This is a genomic window from Flavobacterium silvaticum (genome assembly GCF_012911565.1).
GTDB lineage: Bacteria > Bacteroidota > Bacteroidia > Flavobacteriales > Flavobacteriaceae > Flavobacterium > Flavobacterium silvaticum.
The window spans coordinates 384,442-400,716 of the sequence record NZ_JAAMPU010000107.1 but is presented as its reverse complement, the minus strand read 5'-3'; the positions used below and the strand labels follow the sequence as shown (position 1 = coordinate 400,716).

General features: G+C 45.2%; 14 protein-coding genes. 7 read left to right on the top strand and 7 right to left on the bottom strand.

What is annotated here, in order from left to right; all coding sequences use genetic code 11:
• Positions 1-4: 4 nt before the first annotated feature.
• From G6047_RS13590 to aroB, 3 genes are all read right to left on the bottom strand, one after another.
• Positions 5-976, bottom strand: a complete 972-nt coding sequence (locus G6047_RS13590; RefSeq protein WP_169528164.1) for a deoxyhypusine synthase family protein — start codon at positions 974-976, stop codon at positions 5-7.
• Positions 977-1,004: 28 nt separating this feature from the next.
• Positions 1,005-2,408, bottom strand: a complete 1,404-nt coding sequence (locus G6047_RS13585) for an arginine decarboxylase (protein WP_169528163.1) — start codon at positions 2,406-2,408, stop codon at positions 1,005-1,007.
• A 273-nt stretch (positions 2,409-2,681) separates the two neighbouring features.
• A complete protein-coding gene (gene aroB / locus G6047_RS13580) occupies positions 2,682-3,749 on the bottom strand; it encodes a 3-dehydroquinate synthase (RefSeq protein WP_169528162.1) in 1,068 nt (355 codons plus the stop codon).
• Between the two features lie 408 nt (positions 3,750-4,157).
• Here aroB and G6047_RS13575 point away from each other — a divergent pair, with 408 nt between their 5' ends.
• The 3 genes from G6047_RS13575 to G6047_RS13565 all read left to right on the top strand — a co-directional run bounded on the left by G6047_RS13575 (position 4,158) and on the right by G6047_RS13565 (position 6,400).
• Complete coding sequence (locus G6047_RS13575; RefSeq protein WP_169528161.1) at positions 4,158-4,472, top strand: ferritin family protein; 315 nt, start codon at positions 4,158-4,160, stop codon at positions 4,470-4,472.
• Between the two features lie 193 nt (positions 4,473-4,665).
• Positions 4,666-5,835, top strand: a complete 1,170-nt coding sequence (locus G6047_RS13570; protein WP_169528160.1) for a proline dehydrogenase family protein — start codon at positions 4,666-4,668, stop codon at positions 5,833-5,835.
• 121 nt (positions 5,836-5,956) lie between these two features.
• Entirely contained in the window at positions 5,957-6,400 is a 444-nt protein-coding gene (locus G6047_RS13565; RefSeq protein WP_211165447.1) for a YMGG-like glycine zipper-containing protein, read from the top strand.
• Positions 6,401-6,437: 37 nt separating this feature from the next.
• Here the strand turns inward: G6047_RS13565 and G6047_RS13560 are convergent, their stop codons facing one another.
• Positions 6,438-8,219: an ABC transporter ATP-binding protein gene (locus G6047_RS13560; RefSeq protein WP_169528159.1), complete on the bottom strand. Its 1,782-nt coding sequence runs from the start codon at positions 8,217-8,219 to the stop codon at positions 6,438-6,440.
• Between the two features lie 455 nt (positions 8,220-8,674).
• Between G6047_RS13560 and G6047_RS13555 the strand changes: the two genes are divergently transcribed.
• From G6047_RS13555 to G6047_RS13540, 4 genes are all read left to right on the top strand, one after another.
• Positions 8,675-9,547 carry a carbon-nitrogen hydrolase gene (locus tag G6047_RS13555; protein WP_169528158.1) on the top strand — a complete coding sequence of 291 codons (873 nt, stop codon included), beginning with the start codon at positions 8,675-8,677 and terminating at the stop codon, positions 9,545-9,547.
• Positions 9,548-9,695: 148 nt separating this feature from the next.
• Positions 9,696-10,073, top strand: coding sequence for a four helix bundle protein (locus G6047_RS13550; protein WP_169528157.1), 378 nt, complete (start codon positions 9,696-9,698; stop codon positions 10,071-10,073).
• Positions 10,074-10,115: 42 nt separating this feature from the next.
• On the top strand, positions 10,116-11,177 hold the full coding sequence (locus tag G6047_RS13545; protein ID WP_169528156.1) for an agmatine deiminase family protein: 1,062 nt from the start codon (positions 10,116-10,118) through the stop codon (positions 11,175-11,177).
• A 113-nt stretch (positions 11,178-11,290) separates the two neighbouring features.
• Complete coding sequence (locus G6047_RS13540; RefSeq protein WP_169528155.1) at positions 11,291-11,581, top strand: hypothetical protein; 291 nt, start codon at positions 11,291-11,293, stop codon at positions 11,579-11,581.
• A gap of 30 nt (positions 11,582-11,611) precedes the next feature.
• On the opposite strand, the gene G6047_RS13535 is transcribed toward G6047_RS13540, so the two are convergent.
• The 3 genes from G6047_RS13535 to G6047_RS13525 all read right to left on the bottom strand — a co-directional run bounded on the left by G6047_RS13535 (position 11,612) and on the right by G6047_RS13525 (position 16,175).
• A complete protein-coding gene (locus tag G6047_RS13535; protein ID WP_235946549.1) occupies positions 11,612-12,139 on the bottom strand; it encodes a DUF421 domain-containing protein in 528 nt (175 codons plus the stop codon).
• Positions 12,140-12,149: 10 nt separating this feature from the next.
• Positions 12,150-13,520, bottom strand: a complete 1,371-nt coding sequence (gene rimK / locus G6047_RS13530; RefSeq protein ID WP_169528154.1) for a 30S ribosomal protein S6--L-glutamate ligase — start codon at positions 13,518-13,520, stop codon at positions 12,150-12,152.
• Positions 13,521-13,628: 108 nt separating this feature from the next.
• Complete coding sequence (locus G6047_RS13525; protein ID WP_169528153.1) at positions 13,629-16,175, bottom strand: ATP-dependent Clp protease ATP-binding subunit; 2,547 nt, start codon at positions 16,173-16,175, stop codon at positions 13,629-13,631.
• Positions 16,176-16,275: the final 100 nt, after the last annotated feature.

Sequence of the window (16,275 nt, the reverse complement as noted above, 5' to 3'; positions counted from 1 at the left end):
TGTTTTAGAGGTCTAAGAGGTAAGCGAAAATTAATGGCGCAACAATCGTCGCGTCTGATTCAATGATAAACTTGGGTGTATTGATATCGAGTTTGCCCCACGTGATTTTTTCGTTGGGAACGGCACCCGAATAAGAACCGTAACTTGTTGTCGAGTCCGAAATCTGGCAGAAATAACTCCAGAACGGAACATCGTGCATTTCCATATCCTGGTATAACATCGGGACGACGCAAATTGGGAAATCTCCGGCAATTCCACCGCCAATCTGGAAGAAACCTACGCCGTTCGACGAATTTTTAGTATACCAATCCGCTAAGAACGTCATGTATTCGATGCCTGACTTCATGGTCGAAGCCTTGAGTTCCCCTTTGATTACGTAGGATGCGAATATATTACCCATAGTCGAATCTTCCCAACCCGGAACAATTATAGGCAAATTTTCCTCAGCCGCCGCATACATCCAGCTATCTTTTAGGTCGATTTCATAATATTCTTCCAGAACGCCGGAAAGCAACATCTTATACATGAATTCATGCGGGAAGTAGCGTTCGCCTTTGTCGTCTGCATCTTTCCATATTTTGTAGATGTGTTTTTGCAGGCGACGGAAGGCTTCGTGTTCCGGAATACAGGTGTCGGTCACACGGTTCAGGCCTCTTTCGAGTAAATCCCATTCCTGTTGGGGCGTAAGGTCACGGTAATTCGGGACGCGTTCGTAATGTGAATGGGCGACCAGGTTCATGATATCTTCCTCAAGGTTGGCACCCGTACAGGAAATGATCTGGACTTTGTCGCGGCGGATCATCTCGGCGAATATCTTTCCGAGTTCCGCCGTACTCATCGCTCCGGCCAGAGTGACCATCATTTTAGCGCCATCGGCCAGTTGCTGCTCATATGCCTTTGCCGCATCGACTAATGCCGCCGCATTGAAATGCAGGTAATATTTCTGGATAAATTCGCTAATTGGTCCTTTGGTCATTGTGTTCGTATTATGATTCAAAAATAAATTATTTTTTATCGTATCCTAAAATTTTCAGGACATCGTCTGATGTTTGCTGGGGAGAAAAAACTTCGGTCCCGATTATGCCGTTTTCGTCACGGTCTATCAAAATATGTTTCGGCTGCGGAATCAGGCAGTGATGCAATCCTCCGAATCCGCCAATGGTTTCCTGGTAAGCGCCCGTGTTGAAAAATCCTATGTACAACGGCTTTTCCTTGTTGTATTTGGGCAGATACACGGCGTTCATATGTTGTTCCGAGTTGTAGTAATCGTCACTGTCGCAAGTCATTCCACCGAGTAAAACCCGCTCGTATGTGTCGTTCCAACGATTGACGGCCATCATCACGAAACGTTTTGAAATCGCCCAACTGTCTGGCAACGTGGTAATGAAAGACGAATCGATCATGTTCCACTTTTCACGGTCATTCTGTTGTTTCTGGTAAACGACTTCATAAATGGCACCGCCGCTTTCGCCGACTGTGAACGACCCGAATTCAGTGAAGATGTGAGGCACCGGAACTTCGGCATCGTCACAAGCACTCTTGATCTGGTTCACAATTTCCTCGACCATATATTTATAGTCGTACTCAAAAGCGAGTGAATTCTTTATTGGGAAACCACCGCCAATGTTGAGGCTGTCAAGCGTCGGGCATTCGCGTTTTAAGCTGATGTACACTTTAAGGCACTTGAGCAGTTCGTTCCAGTAATAGGCCGTATCACGAATCCCGGTGTTGATGAAAAAGTGGAGCATCTTAAGCTCGACCTGTTTGTTTTCGGCAATCGTCCGCTTGTAAAAAGGTACGATGTTTTTGTATCCGATACCAAGTCGGGAGGTGTAAAATTCAAACTTTGGTTCTTCTTCCGCAGCGATACGGATACCGACTTTGATTTTTTTGGTTGGAATCTGCTCCATCAGCATATCCAGCTCCTCGTAATTATCGATGACCGGAATTGTTTTGGTGTGCCCGTTATTTATGAGACGGGCAATGTTTTCAATGTAATTCTCGCGTTTGAATCCGTTGCAGACCACATACGTATTCTTGTTGATCTTGCCCGTAGCCAACAGGTTTTCGACAATATTGATATCAAATGCCGATGACGTTTCGATATGGATATTGTTCTTGAAAGCCTCGTTCATCACGAATTCAAAGTGTGAACTTTTGGTGCAATAGCAATAGTAATATTTGCCGTCGTAATCGTTTTTTTCCATCGCCTTCCGGAACCAGCCTTTCGCTTTGTTGATGTTGTTCGAAATGGCGGGCAGATAGGTGAATTTAAGCGGCGTTCCGTATTGTTCGACGAGTTTCATCAGGTCGATGTTATGGAACATGAGGTGGTCTTTGTTGAGCGTAAATTCTTCCTGCGGAAAGTAAAATGTCTGATTGATCAGATCGTAATATTTTGTATTCATGTAATGCCGTAAATAAAATTAAAAAGGTTCAAAAACAGAAGATTGTATCTGTCTTCAAACCCGTAAGTTGGCAAATATGATAGGGAGTTTTTCGTTAATGCGGATGCAGTTTCCAGAAACGGACTTGTCATTCCAAGCGTAATCTCGAAGGATATAAAGGCCGCCCGACGATAGGGATGGAGGCTCGAATTTGACTGGATTCTGCGAAATTTTCATTCAGGCAAATGTAAAAAAAAACGTATCGGATAAACAACCGAATTTATTAAAAAAATATTAAGAATGGTAATCTTCGAACGATTTGAAAATCAGCTCATTGGAAACCGTCTGGTCTATCCGTATATTTCCGATGCCGTGTAGCAGCACAAACAGAATCTTCCCGAACTCGTTTTTCTTGTCGTGCTGCAGCAGTTCCAATATGGAGCCGAGTTCTTCATCGGCTAAAACCAGCTTATCGTACATGGAAAAAATCCGGTTTTTGATTTGTGTATATGCCTGCTCGGACAACAAATCCAGTTGCAGGCTGATATGCGCCTCAAGCACCATTCCGGCAGCGATTGCTTCACCGTGCAGCAATTCGGGCTTATTTACGTCTGACAAATACAGGCTTTCTATGGCATGACCCAGCGTATGCCCAAAATTCAACGCTTTGCGAATCCCGTTTTCCGTCGGATCCTGAAGCACTATAGTATTTTTTATTTCGATGGACCGATGGATCAATGCGTCCAATTCAACCGAATCAACCGTATCCATATCTGAAAAAGCGTTCCAATATGTCGCATCGGCAATCAATCCGTGCTTCAGCATTTCCGCCAGACCGGAACGCATCTGACGAGGTGGTAATGTATGAAGGAAATCTGTATCGATAATAAGCATCAAAGGAGGCGTGATGACTCCGACCTGATTTTTCAATGAACCTAAATCGACGCCGTTTTTCCCTCCGACCGATGCATCGACCATTCCCAAAAGTGTCGTCGGGACGTGGATGAACGGTATGCCTCTTTTATAGGTAGCGGCCACAAATCCGCCCATATCGGTTACGACACCGCCGCCAAGGTTTATCAGCAGGCTTTTCCGGTCAGCTCCGAGTTCGGTGAGCGTCGTCCACAGTTCAACGCAACTTTCGATGGTCTTCATTTGTTCACCGGGTTCGATTTCGATGACTTCGATAGGCGTTTCGGTTGCAACGTTCGCTAAAAAATGGGCAAGGCAGAATTCGTGTGTATTCGTATCTGTGAGGATGAAAATCTTTGAAAAGGAACGATCGTCCAATAATGAATTCAGTTCCCCATAGCCTGAATCATTGAAAAATATGGAGTAACCGTTGGCCTGGATGGATTGCATAGAGGGAATTTTGGGCAAAGAACGGAAATAAGTTTGAAGTTCGGGAGTTGGAAAGTTGGGAAAGTTCGGGAGATCGGGAGTTTTGGAGTCGGGAAAGTCGGGAAAGTCGGGAAAGTTCGTGAGATCGGAAGATCGGGAGTTTTGGAGTCGGGAAAGTCGGGAAAGTCGGGAGATCGGAAGTTCGGAAGTTTTGGAGTCGGGAAAGTGCAAAAAAGCCGGACAGATTTAGAAACTTAAAAAGCAGTGAAAAGAAAACGGAAGCCGCAAAATGTTTGTCTGGATCTGCTTGCTAAAACAAATGATTTCATTTTTTTCCTTGGTTAAGGATTTACACGATTTTGTTTCGCCTTCAGTAGCCAAGAGGATTAGAAAAGCCGTACCTTCAATACAGACTTAATACATATACATATGCCAACGAACCAATACCATGAACCTGCTGAGGAACTCTCTCAGGAAACCCGCACTTTTGCGCGAATGATCACTTCGTTATGTGAAGAAGCCGAAGCCATCGGCTGGTACGAGCAACGCATCTCCCTCGAAAAAGACAAAGATGCCAAAGCTATTATGACCAACGCCCAACAGGAAGAATTCAAACATTTTGGAATGGACCTGGAATTTCTGTTGCGCAAGAATGAAAAGTGGCGGCTCACATTGCAGAAAATTTTATTCAAGAAAGGCGATATCGTCGAACTTGGGGAAAAAGGAGAGCACGCAGCGGAATAAAAGCATTTCTGTTACGCGATTTAGTGTTACGCAATTTTAGGTAACACTAAATCGCGTAACACTTTGAAAGGATTGAATCACGGGCTGAACCGTTGGTCCTGTCAGCAAAATTATTTTTGGGCAGATTTTTTGAAAAATCATAACCCATTCTCCAAATCCGGCACTTATATTTGTACAATCCGTAAATTTCTGCATGGAACCAATCTTCAACAACACCCAGGTTGCCTTCGCCCTTAAAAGCGATACCGAACTCGACAGAGCCTATTTCCTTTTCAAACTTATAGACAGCCAGCCGCTTGTGCGTATCGGGACGGCCGTTACGAATTTCGCCATCAAGGCACATTTACCTGTCGAAGGATTGATACGCGCCACCGTTTTCGACCATTTTTGCGGAGGCGTGAACGAACAGGATTGCCTCCCGGTGGTTGATAAGATGTTTACCAAGGGCGTTTCGTCCGTGCTTGATTATTCGGTAGAAGGAAAAGAGGAAGAGGAACAATTCGATGCCGCTTTGAAAATGACACTCAAAACGGTTGAATTTGCCAAAGAAAAGCTTGCGATTCCATTCGCCGTTTTCAAGCCGACAGGTTTCGGCCGGTTGGATCTGTATACCAAAATAGGCGAGGGCCAAACGTTGACGGATTCGGAAAAAGCGGAATGGGACAGGGTTGTGGAACGATTCGATATCGTCTGTAAAGACGCGCATTCCAAAGACGTCGCGCTGCTCATCGATGCCGAAGAAAGCTGGATGCAGGATGCCGCCGATGATTTGGTGGCCCATATGATGCGCAAATACAATAAGGAAAAAGCCATCGTTTACAATACCTTACAATTGTATCGGCACGACCGCATCGACTATCTCAAAAAACTTCACGAACAGGCCAAGGCCGAAGGTTTCTATATAGGTATGAAACTCGTCCGCGGTGCCTATATGGAAAAAGAGCACAAGCGGGCAGAGGAAAAGGGCTACCCCACGCCAATCTGCAGCAGCAAGGAAGCTACCGATGAAAATTATGATGCGGGTGTTTCGTACATGATTTCCCATCTGGATAAAATGGCCGTATTTGCCGGGACACACAATGAAGAAAGTTCGTATAAGCTCATCGATTTGATGCTTCAGCATAGAGTTGCGAAAAACGATAACCGCGTGTGGTTCGGTCAATTGTACGGCATGAGCGACAATATCAGTTACAATCTGGCGGCTGCCGGATACAATGTGGCCAAGTACCTTCCGTTTGGGCCGGTGCGCGATGTGATGCCGTACCTGATCAGGCGTGCCGAAGAAAACACTTCCGTCGCCGGACAAACCAGCCGCGAACTCACATTGCTCAAAACAGAACGCGACCGCCGTAAAAAACTATAAGTTTTCAGGATTGCCTGCTGGCGTTGCATAGTTTCCAGTCTACAGCCTTTTTTAACATTTTCTTGGTCAGCTTTGCCATCGTGTTTGTTGAATTTTATCTCACTAACTAAAATTCAATAACATGAAACGATTGTTTTTAATTGCAGTGATCGCCATGGGAATGACGGCCTGTAAAGATTTTGAAGCCCAACAGAAACAAGAAGCGCAACAACGTTCGCTCGACTCCATAAAACTGGCAATGGAACAACAAAAAATGGAAGCTGCCAAACAAAAAACCATCGATTCCATGAATGCCGTAGCCGAAGCCAAACGTGCCAGCCAACGTCCGGTCGTAGTCAATAACATGACGCCGGCCCAACAACAGGAAGCCAAACGCAAAGGTTTGAGCAGCCCGGTTACGGGAGCATTGATTGGAGCTGGAGTCGGAGCGGTTTCCGGTGCTTTGATCGACAAGAAAAAGTCGGGCCGTGGAGCTGTGATCGGCGGGGTTTCAGGTGCCGCGCTTGGAGCTGGTACCGGGGCGATAATCGATCAGGAGAAAAAGAAAAAAGAACAACAGAATTAATAAAAAAACCGGATTTGTATCCGGTTTTTTTTATGGTTTAGCTAAACTGAAGATTGCTCAGGTTTTTATAAAGCCCCGAATCCCGATTGATAAGTTCCGCATGCGTGCCTTGTTCTATGATTTGTCCCTGATCCAGCACCAAAATCTTATCGGCGTTGCGGATGGTTGCCAGACGATGTGCGATGATGATACTGGTTCTTCCTTCCATCAACACTTCCAAAGCTTCCTGGACCAGCTTTTCGCTTTCGCTGTCTAAGGATGATGTAGCTTCGTCAAGGATCAGGATCGCCGGATTTTTAAGTAAGGCTCTTGCAATAGCAATCCGCTGGCGTTGTCCGCCCGATAATTTGATGCCGCGTTCCCCGACCAAAGTCTCGAACTTCTCCGGAAATCCGGCTACAAAATTATATGCATTTGCCCGTTTGGCGGCCGTTTCTATTTCTTCCATCGAAGCATCCGGTTTTCCGTAAGCGATATTCTCACGGATGCTTCCGCCGAATAAAATCACGTCCTGTGGCACGATGCTCATATTTCCCCTTAACGTTTCGAGGTCGTAATCGCATATGTCTTTTCCGTCGATGAAGATATGTCCGCCGGTAATGTCGTAGAAGCGAAGCAATAAGGATGCGACTGTGGATTTCCCGGCACCGCTTGGCCCAACGAGCGCTATCTTTTGTCCGTGGACAGCCGTAAAACTTACGTTTTTGAGGACTTCGACTTCGGGCCGTGACGGATAATGGAAGGCAACGTTGTCAAACCGAACTTCACCGTTTATGCGCACGATTTCATTTCCGGGAAGCGCATCGATGTCTTCGGGATGTTCTTCCAACAGTTCAAAAACCCGTTCGGTGGCTCCTATGGCTTTTTGGAGCTGTGCATACAATTCGGCAATCCCGCCAAAAGAAGCACCTACAAAAATGGAATAGAGCACGAACGAAATCAATTCGCCAATGTCTTTCATCTGGCCGTCGATGATCAATGTCACGCCGAACCATACGACGGCCACGATGGAACCGAAAAGACAGGCGATAATGAAAGACGCGAAGTAGCCGCGGTATTTTCCGCCTTTGATTGCAATGGCTACGATTTCCTTGATTTTTGCCGAATAACGCGCCATTTCATACCATTCGTTCGCAAAGGCCTTTACGTTCGAAATGCCCTGAAGCGTTTCTTCTACGATAACCTGGCTTTCTGCAATCTTATCCTGTGTCGTTTTGGAATATTTGCGGATGAACCGGCCGAAAATCACTGCTGCGACCGCAACCAATGGAACTATGGCCAGCATCATCGCCGTCAGTTTCAGGCTGATGATGGCCAGGAAAATAATGCCACCGATAATCAAAATGAACTGCCTGAGGAATTCCGCGATCGTGGTTGTCAGCGTATCCTGTATCTGCGCAATGTCTGCGGTTAGCCGACTATTGAGTTCACCCACGCGCTTCTGGGAAAAGAACGTCATGGGCAACCGGATCAGGTTTTTGTAAAGAGCCAGCCTGATGTTCGCAAGTGTGTTTTCTGTAAAGTCGATGAACAACGACAACCGGAAAAACGAAAAGAAAGCCTGCAATGCCAGAATCCCCACAAGTGCCAATGCAATGGTATTCGCCCGTGACAAATCTTTTTCTTTGGCGCAATCTACCAGAATGCCGAGCAATTTGGGAAAGGCAAGTGCCGATGCGCCGGTCAGCAACAGAAATACAAGACCAACGTAGAATTTCCATTTGTGGCTTCCGCCGTAATTAAAAATCCGCATAGCCTGTGACAGGGAATTTGCGGTTATCCTGACTTTGGGAAGATCGTTTTCAATGCGGCGTGCCATGGTAAGAATTTAAGCAGCACAAAGGTAATTAAGTATGAGACTGCCAAATCTAAAAGTGATTATAATATTTTGGGCGTGCCGGCGGCAACGAACATTTGTCAAAACGATTCCCATAACAAGCCGCCGTCGGGCTGTCGACACTCGCTTTTACCAGCAGAAAAAGCTCGCAAAGAGCTCAAGCAGATGCCTTCATATGCTTCGCCAACAGGCGTAAGCCTCGGGTCTCACGCGAACCGTAATATTTTGAAACGAACAGCTAAAGTGCACCAGGCTTTAGGGCATAAACCAAAAGTGTTACGCGATTTACCGTTACCTAAAATCACGTAACACGAAATTGCGTAACACGAAATCAAAATGGGCCAAGCACCTTAACCTTCAAGTAGTTGTTAATTATTAATCATTCCGTATTAATTCCCAATCTCGTTTGATTAATTTTGCGGCCTAAAACGTTTAGCATGTCCAATGTAAAAGTCGGCCTTGTCCAAATGACCTGCGGGTCAGACAAACAGGCTAATCTTGATAAGGCCATCCGCGAGATCCGCGTAGCCGCACAAAAAGGCGCACAGATCGTTTGCCTTCAGGAATTGTTCACATCGCTTTATTTCTGTGATGTGGAATCCTATGATAATTTTGCTTTAGCCGAAGCGATTCCGGGACCAAGCACCAACGCCATCCAGGAAATCGCCAAAGAACTGGGCGTAGTGGTAATAGCATCTTTATTTGAAAAGAGGGCAGAAGGCTTATACCACAATACGACTGCCGTAATCGATGCTGACGGATCTTATCTTGGAAAATACAGAAAGATGCATATTCCGGACGATCCGGCTTTCTATGAAAAATTCTACTTTACTCCGGGCGACCTCGGGTACAAAGTGTTCCAGACTAAATTCGCCAAAATCGGAATCCTCATCTGCTGGGACCAATGGTATCCGGAAGCCAGCCGTATCACAGCTCTTATGGGCGCGGAAATATTGTTCTATCCTACGGCTATAGGTTGGGCTACGGATCAGGATGAAGAAACCAATCAGGATCAATACAATGCCTGGCAAACCATTCAGCGGTCACATGCCGTCGCAAACGGAGTTCCCGTAATCAGCGTCAACCGCGTCGGTTTTGAACAGGACGGCGCGATGAAATTCTGGGGCGGAAGTTTCGCCACTAATGGCCAGGGAAAAATTTTGTACCAGGGCTCACACGATAAAGAAGAAACTACGGTTGTGGATCTTGACCTCAAACAATCTGATTATTTCCGTATGCACTGGCCGTTTTTACGTGATCGCCGGATTGATAGTTATCAGCCGATTACGAGACGGTTTATTGATGAATGAGTCGGGAAAGACCGGAAAGACCGGAAAGTCCGGAAAGTCGGGAAAGTCGGGAAAGTCGGGAAAGACCGGAAAGATCGAAAAGTCAGTAAAACTGAAAAGTTTGAAGTGACTTGAAATTTTAATTATACACGCCATTAAAAATTGATATATGCCATTTAAATTTGAACGACTGTTAGTCTGGCAAAAAGCCATTGACCTTTCTTTGGAAATTGACAGGATTAGTAAAAAATTTCCGAAAGAAGAATTATATATTCTGAATTCTCAAATAAAGCGAGCGACAGATTCGATTGCGCTGAATATCGCTGAAGGCTCAACAAGTCAATCTAATCCTGAATTCAATAGATTTTTGAATTATGCTTTGCGGTCAGATATCGAAGTTGTTTCCTGCTTGTTTCTGGCCCAAAAACGAAATATCATTTCAAATGAAGATTTTAAACAGATTTATCATAAATGTGAAGAAATCCTGATTATGATAAACGCACTAAAAAGAACCATAACAAAAAATAAGTTGTCGAATACCCGATAGAACTTTCCCGACTTTTCCGACTTTCCTGACTTCTCCGACTCAATGACTCCAAAACAACTCAACTTCCATTTCCCCGCCGAATTCGAAAAACAAACAGCCCTCTGGCTTTCATGGCCGCACAAAGAAGCTTCATGGCCCGGAAAGTTGCACACTATTTACAATCCATATAGTGAATTCATACTTCGTGTGGCATCCCATCAAAAAGTCTGTATCAATGTAGCCGATGAGCAAATGCGCGAGTTTGCCTTGCTGAGCCTGTACAATTCGACTTATGGGAAATCCGTTTCGGGAATCGGGAAATTGCTGGACAATGTAAAGTTCTATTTTCATCCTACGAACGATGCCTGGTGCCGCGATCACGGGCCTGCTTTCCTGGTCAACCGCGATACACGTGAAAAAGCCATCGTCGATTGGGGCTACAATGCCTGGGGCGATAAATATCCGCCGTACGATCTGGACGATGTGATCCCGACGGAAATCGGAAAAGCACTGGGAATGCCGGTTTTCAATCCCGGAATCGTCATGGAAGGCGGAAGCGTCGAGTTCAACGGAAAGGGAACATTGCTGACGACTACGGCCTGTCTGCTAAACAAAAACCGCAACCCGCATTTGAATCAATCTGAAATCGAAAAATACCTGATTGACTTTTACGGAGTCGAACATATTCTTTGGCTTGGCGATGGAATTGTAGGCGACGATACCGACGGCCATATTGACGACATTACGCGTTTTGTCAATGAAGATACCGTTGTAACGGTCGTCGAAGAAAATAAATCGGATGAAAACTATCAGCTGCTTCAGGAAAATCTCGATACCTTGAAAACCATGCGTCTGGAAACCGGAAAACAGGTGAATATTATTGAGTTGCCCATGCCGAAACCGGTCATTTGGGAAGATCAGCGTCTGCCGGCATCGTATGCGAATTTTTACATCTCGAACGAAAACATCATCGTCCCGACTTTCCGCGATTCAAACGATGAAAAGGCATTATCGATTCTTCAGGATTGTTTCAAAACCCGCAAAGTCGTTGGAATAGATTCGACGGATTTGATTTGGGGTCTCGGAAGTTTCCATTGCTTAAGCCAGCAGGAACCGGCGGTTTGATCAATCGGTAAGGATTTTCCCAAAGCCAATGTTGAAAGAGTCGTGTACAATCATGCAACGACTTTTCAATGCAGTAACGGTAACTTGTATCCAACTACAAAATAGAAACTGTAATGGACACACGTAACAACAACCAGGATCGCAATCAGCAAGATATGCGTTCGCAGCAACCGGAAGAACAACAAACCATGGGCTGGGAGAGAGGCGAAAGACAAGAAGCCGACACAAATGACCAACCTTATATTGGAGCCGATAAAGACGTATCTGGTAACGATATCAATTTTGAAGGCCGATCCCAACGCGCCCACCATCAGGAATTCGGCAATAGAAAATATGAATCGAATACTAATCATTCCTCTGCGGACGACCAGCCAATGGTGAATACAGGCCCTGGGAATTTTTAAGGAGAATATAAAGAGCTTTCGGGCTCTTTTTTATTGGAGCGGCGACAGGTTTTTTCTCGATCGGCGTCTTTTGAAATGGGTCTGACGCAGGTTTTTTTCACCCGAAATGATACTGATGTTTCCATCTGGTTCCAACATCGCAAGTTTAACATCGGAATAATGGTCTACGCCGTGTTCACGCATCGCTTCAAGCAGTTCATCGCTGCCGATGTCGAGTCGGGCAAGGGTTTTAAAGTCTGGTTTTCCGTTGTGAATCAGGATTTCGGGTTTATCGGAGAATATCTTATCGAACAATCCTGATTTCTGTCGCAGTTTTTTGAGGATGAAATTCATGGTGAACAATACAGCCGCTGCTGCCAGTCCACCACTCAGGCTGGTATTATTTCCCACCATAGCATTCTGGACGCTGTTACTGATGAGTAATATCAGGATGATGTCGAACGGATTGAGTTGGGACAATTCTTTTTTTCCGAAAATCCGGAGTGCCACAAGCATAAACAGATAAACCAGAATGCATCTGATGATAATGTCAACATAGGTATTCTGGAGTAATTCCATTCGATACGATTTAGTTTAGCTTGAAATTTTTTTCAATCGCACGGATCATTTCTCCGGCCACGTCTTTGTTGGTCGCGCCTTCAATTCCTTCAAGGCCGGGCGAAGAATTTACCTCCAATAACAACGGCCCTTTGCTCGAACGGATAATATCCACGCCCGCAACTTTGAGCTCCATAGCCTTTGCGGCACGTATGGCGATTTTCTTTTCTTCCTGGGTCGGTTTTATCACAGATGCGGTTCCGCCCAAGTGGATATTGGCCCTGAATTCTCCAGGAAGTGCTTCCCGTTGGATCGCAGCGACTACTTTTCCGTCAATCACAAACAGGCGCAAATCTTTCCCGTCGGCTTCCTTGATGAATTCCTGGACCAGAATGTTGGCATTAAGGCTTTTGAATGCATTGATTACAGATTCAGCGGCTTTTTTGGTTTCCGCCAGGACGACACCTTTGCCTTGTGTGCCTTCGAGCAGTTTCACAATCAACGGACTTCCGCCGACCATTTTTATCAGGTCATCTGTATCCAAAGGTGAATTGGCAAAACCTGTCGTGGGAATATCGATTTCATTGTTCAGCAGCAATTGGAGCGAAAACAATTTGTCGCGGGATTGTGTAATGGCCTTAGCTGAATTAAGGCAAAAAACCTTAAGTGCTTCAAACTGGCGCGTCAAGGCACAACCATAAAAAGTAATGCTTGGGCGTATTCTGGGTATTATGGCATCAAAGTCATTCAGGATTCGGCCGCCGCGATAATGGATTTCAGGGTTGTGTGCATCGAGCTTCATGTAACATTCCTTGATATTGAGGAAATGCATTTCGTGGCCGCGCATTTCGCCGGCTTCCATGATTCGTTTGTTACTGTATAATTCCGGGTTACTTGCTAATAAACCTATCCGAAGACCTGATTTTGCCTTGACTGCATTTCGGTATAATTCACGAAGGTTTTCGATTGTAGGCTCGCCCAGTAAATATTGGCTCGATGGATCTACGAGCATCCTGCCGTTCATGGCTTCACGTCCTAAAAGCATGCGGAAACCCATGGAATCGCGGTTGGTTAGCGTTACTTCTATGGGCCATCTTTGCTTATCGAGTTCGATTTCGGTGGTTATGACGTATCGTTGTTCCCGGTATCCGCTCGAGCTTTTTACCACGCGTTTGCCTACTAACGGGGCTTCACAGTGAAGTACGGTTTTTACATTTTTCTGTATCGGATTGATGTCAAACCGAACCCAATTTTCACCGTCTTTTACAAAAGGAGCAATATTTATGGCGTGAAGTGCCGAAGTTTTGGCACCCGAATCGACACGAGCCTTGATTTTTGGTATTTCGAGAGTTGGAAAGGAGCACCATTCCTCGCTGCCGATCAGTATCTTTTCAAGAGGCATTTTGAAATCTTATTTGAATCAAAGTTATAGAAATGATTCGGGAATATTCATCGGAAACCAATAAAAAACCCGTCGGTGAGGACGGGTTTCAACTATTTAATATTTAGCTTAATTTGTCGGTTCCTGGGCTTTTTGGACTGTTACCGTAAGCTCTACGGCCTTGTCATCGGCCAGATCCATAAAGATTTCATCACCTGATGCTATCTTGGCAGTGATGATTTCTTCGGCAAGTGCATCTTCGACATATTTCTGGATGGCTCTTTTTAGTGGACGGGCACCGAATTGTTTGTCAAAGCCTTTCTCTGCAATAAACGCTTTTGCCGTATCTGACAAACGTAGCGCGTAGCCAAGTTCTGCAATTCTTCCGTACAATTTTTTGAGCTCGATTTCGATGATTTGGTCGATGTCTGCTTTATCAAGCGGATTAAAGACAATAACATCATCGATACGATTCAAAAATTCCGGAGCGAATGCTTTTTTGAGCGCATTTTCGATAACGCTTTTCGCATTGTCATCGGCCTGGGATAATTTGGCAGAAGTACCGAATCCGACGCCTTGTCCGAAATCTTTCAACTGACGTGCGCCAATATTTGACGTCATGATAATGATTGTATTCTTGAAATCGATCTTACGGCCTAAAGAATCGGTCAGGAAACCATCATCCAGAACCTGAAGCATCATATTGAAAACGTCAGGGTGTGCTTTTTCAATCTCATCCAAAAGTACGACACAATATGGTTTGCGACGAACCTTCTCGGTCAATTGGCCACCTTCTTCATAGCCGACATATCCCGGAGGTGCTCCGACCAATCTTGAAATGGCGAATTTTTCCATATACTCGCTCATATCTATACGAACCAATGCATCTTCCGAATCAAATAATTCACGGGCTAAAACTTTGGCAAGTTGGGTTTTACCAACACCGGTTTGACCAAGGAATATAAATGAACCGATTGGTTTGTTCGGATCTTTCAAACCGGCTCGGTTCCGTTGGATCGAACGTGCGATTTTCATTACCGCTTCGTCCTGACCGATTACTTTTCCTTTTATCAGTTCGGGCAATTGAGCCAGTTTATTGCTTTCGGTCTGTGCGATCCTGTTGACAGGAATTCCGGTCATCATTGAAACTACATCGGCAACATTGTCTTCCGTAACAACTACGCGGTTACTTTTTGAATCTTCTTCCCATTGTTCCTGGGCGATGGCAAGATCTTTTTCAAGACGTTTCTCATCGTCGCGCAATTTGGCAGCTTCTTCGTATTTCTGTTTTTTGACGACTGTATTCTTGAGTTCGCGCACTTCTTCGAGTTGTCTTTCGAGATCAAGAATCTGTTTCGGAACATCGATATTGGTGATGTGGACGCGTGATCCGGCTTCATCCAACGCATCGATTGCTTTGTCCGGAAGGAATCGCTCACTCATATACCTGTTTGTCAGTTTGACACAAGCCTCGATTGCTTCAGGAGTATAGGTCACATTGTGGTGATCTTCGTATTTATTTTTGATGTTGTTGAGAATCATAATCGTTTCTTCGACAGATGTCGGCTCAACGATCACTTTCTGGAAACGTCTTTCGAGCGCTCCGTCTTTCTCTATGTATTGACGGTATTCGTCAAGCGTTGTAGCTCCGATGCATTGGATTTCTCCACGTGCCAGAGCTGGTTTGAACATATTGGAAGCATCAAGCGAACCAGTTGCTCCGCCCGCACCAACAATCGTGTGGATTTCGTCAATGAAAAGGATGATGTCGTCGTTCTTTTCGAGTTCGTTCATTACCGCTTTCATACGCTCCTCGAACTGTCCGCGGTATTTGGTTCCGGCAACAAGGCTTGCGAGATCCAGGGTTACGACGCGTTTGTTGAAAAGGATGCGAGATACTTTTTTCTGTATGATTCGCAGTGCCAGTCCTTCTGCAATGGCAGATTTACCAACACCCGGTTCACCAATAAGAAGCGGGTTGTTCTTTTTGCGTCGGCTCAGGATTTGGGAAACACGTTCGATTTCCTTTTCACGTCCAACGACCGGATCGAGTTTGCCTTCTTCGGCCATCTCTGTCAGGTCGCGCCCGAAATTATCGAGTACCGGCGTTTTTGATTTTTTGTTTGATTTGTTAGCAGGATTGTTAAAGTTGCCTTCTTTGAGGCTGTCGTCCTGTCCGGGATCGTCGTTGTACGATTCGTTCCTCGGCAGGTTTTCCATCATTTCTTCGTCGTTAGGAGTCATGTTCAGATACTGTTCTTTAGCCACATCATAATCAATCTTTAGTTTATTGAGCAGCTTGGTTGTAGGGTCGTTTTCATTGCGCAGGATGCAAAGCAGCAAATGCGCGGTACTGATTGAACTGCTCTGGAAAACTTTCGCTTCCAGAAAGGTGGTTTTAAGTGCGCGTTCGGCCTGGCGCGTAAGGTGAAGGTTTTTCTTCTCGTTGCTGATATCGGCGTTAGGGTTGGCCGGACTAAGGATTTCGACTTTGCGGCGCAAATGGTCAAGGTCTACGGAAAGGTTGTTAAGAATACTTATCGCTTTACCATTTCCGTCCCTTAAAATCCCGAGCATAAGGTGTTCCGTACCTATGAAGTCATGGCCGAGACGAAGCGCCTCTTCCTTGCTGTAGGTGATCACATCCTTGACCCGTGGTGAAAAATTATCGTCCATAATATAAAATTTGGGAAAGTAAATTTAAGGATTTGCCGGCGCATTGTCAAAAATCATTCCCACTGCCAGAAACTGACAAAATCTACTGACAGCTAATTGA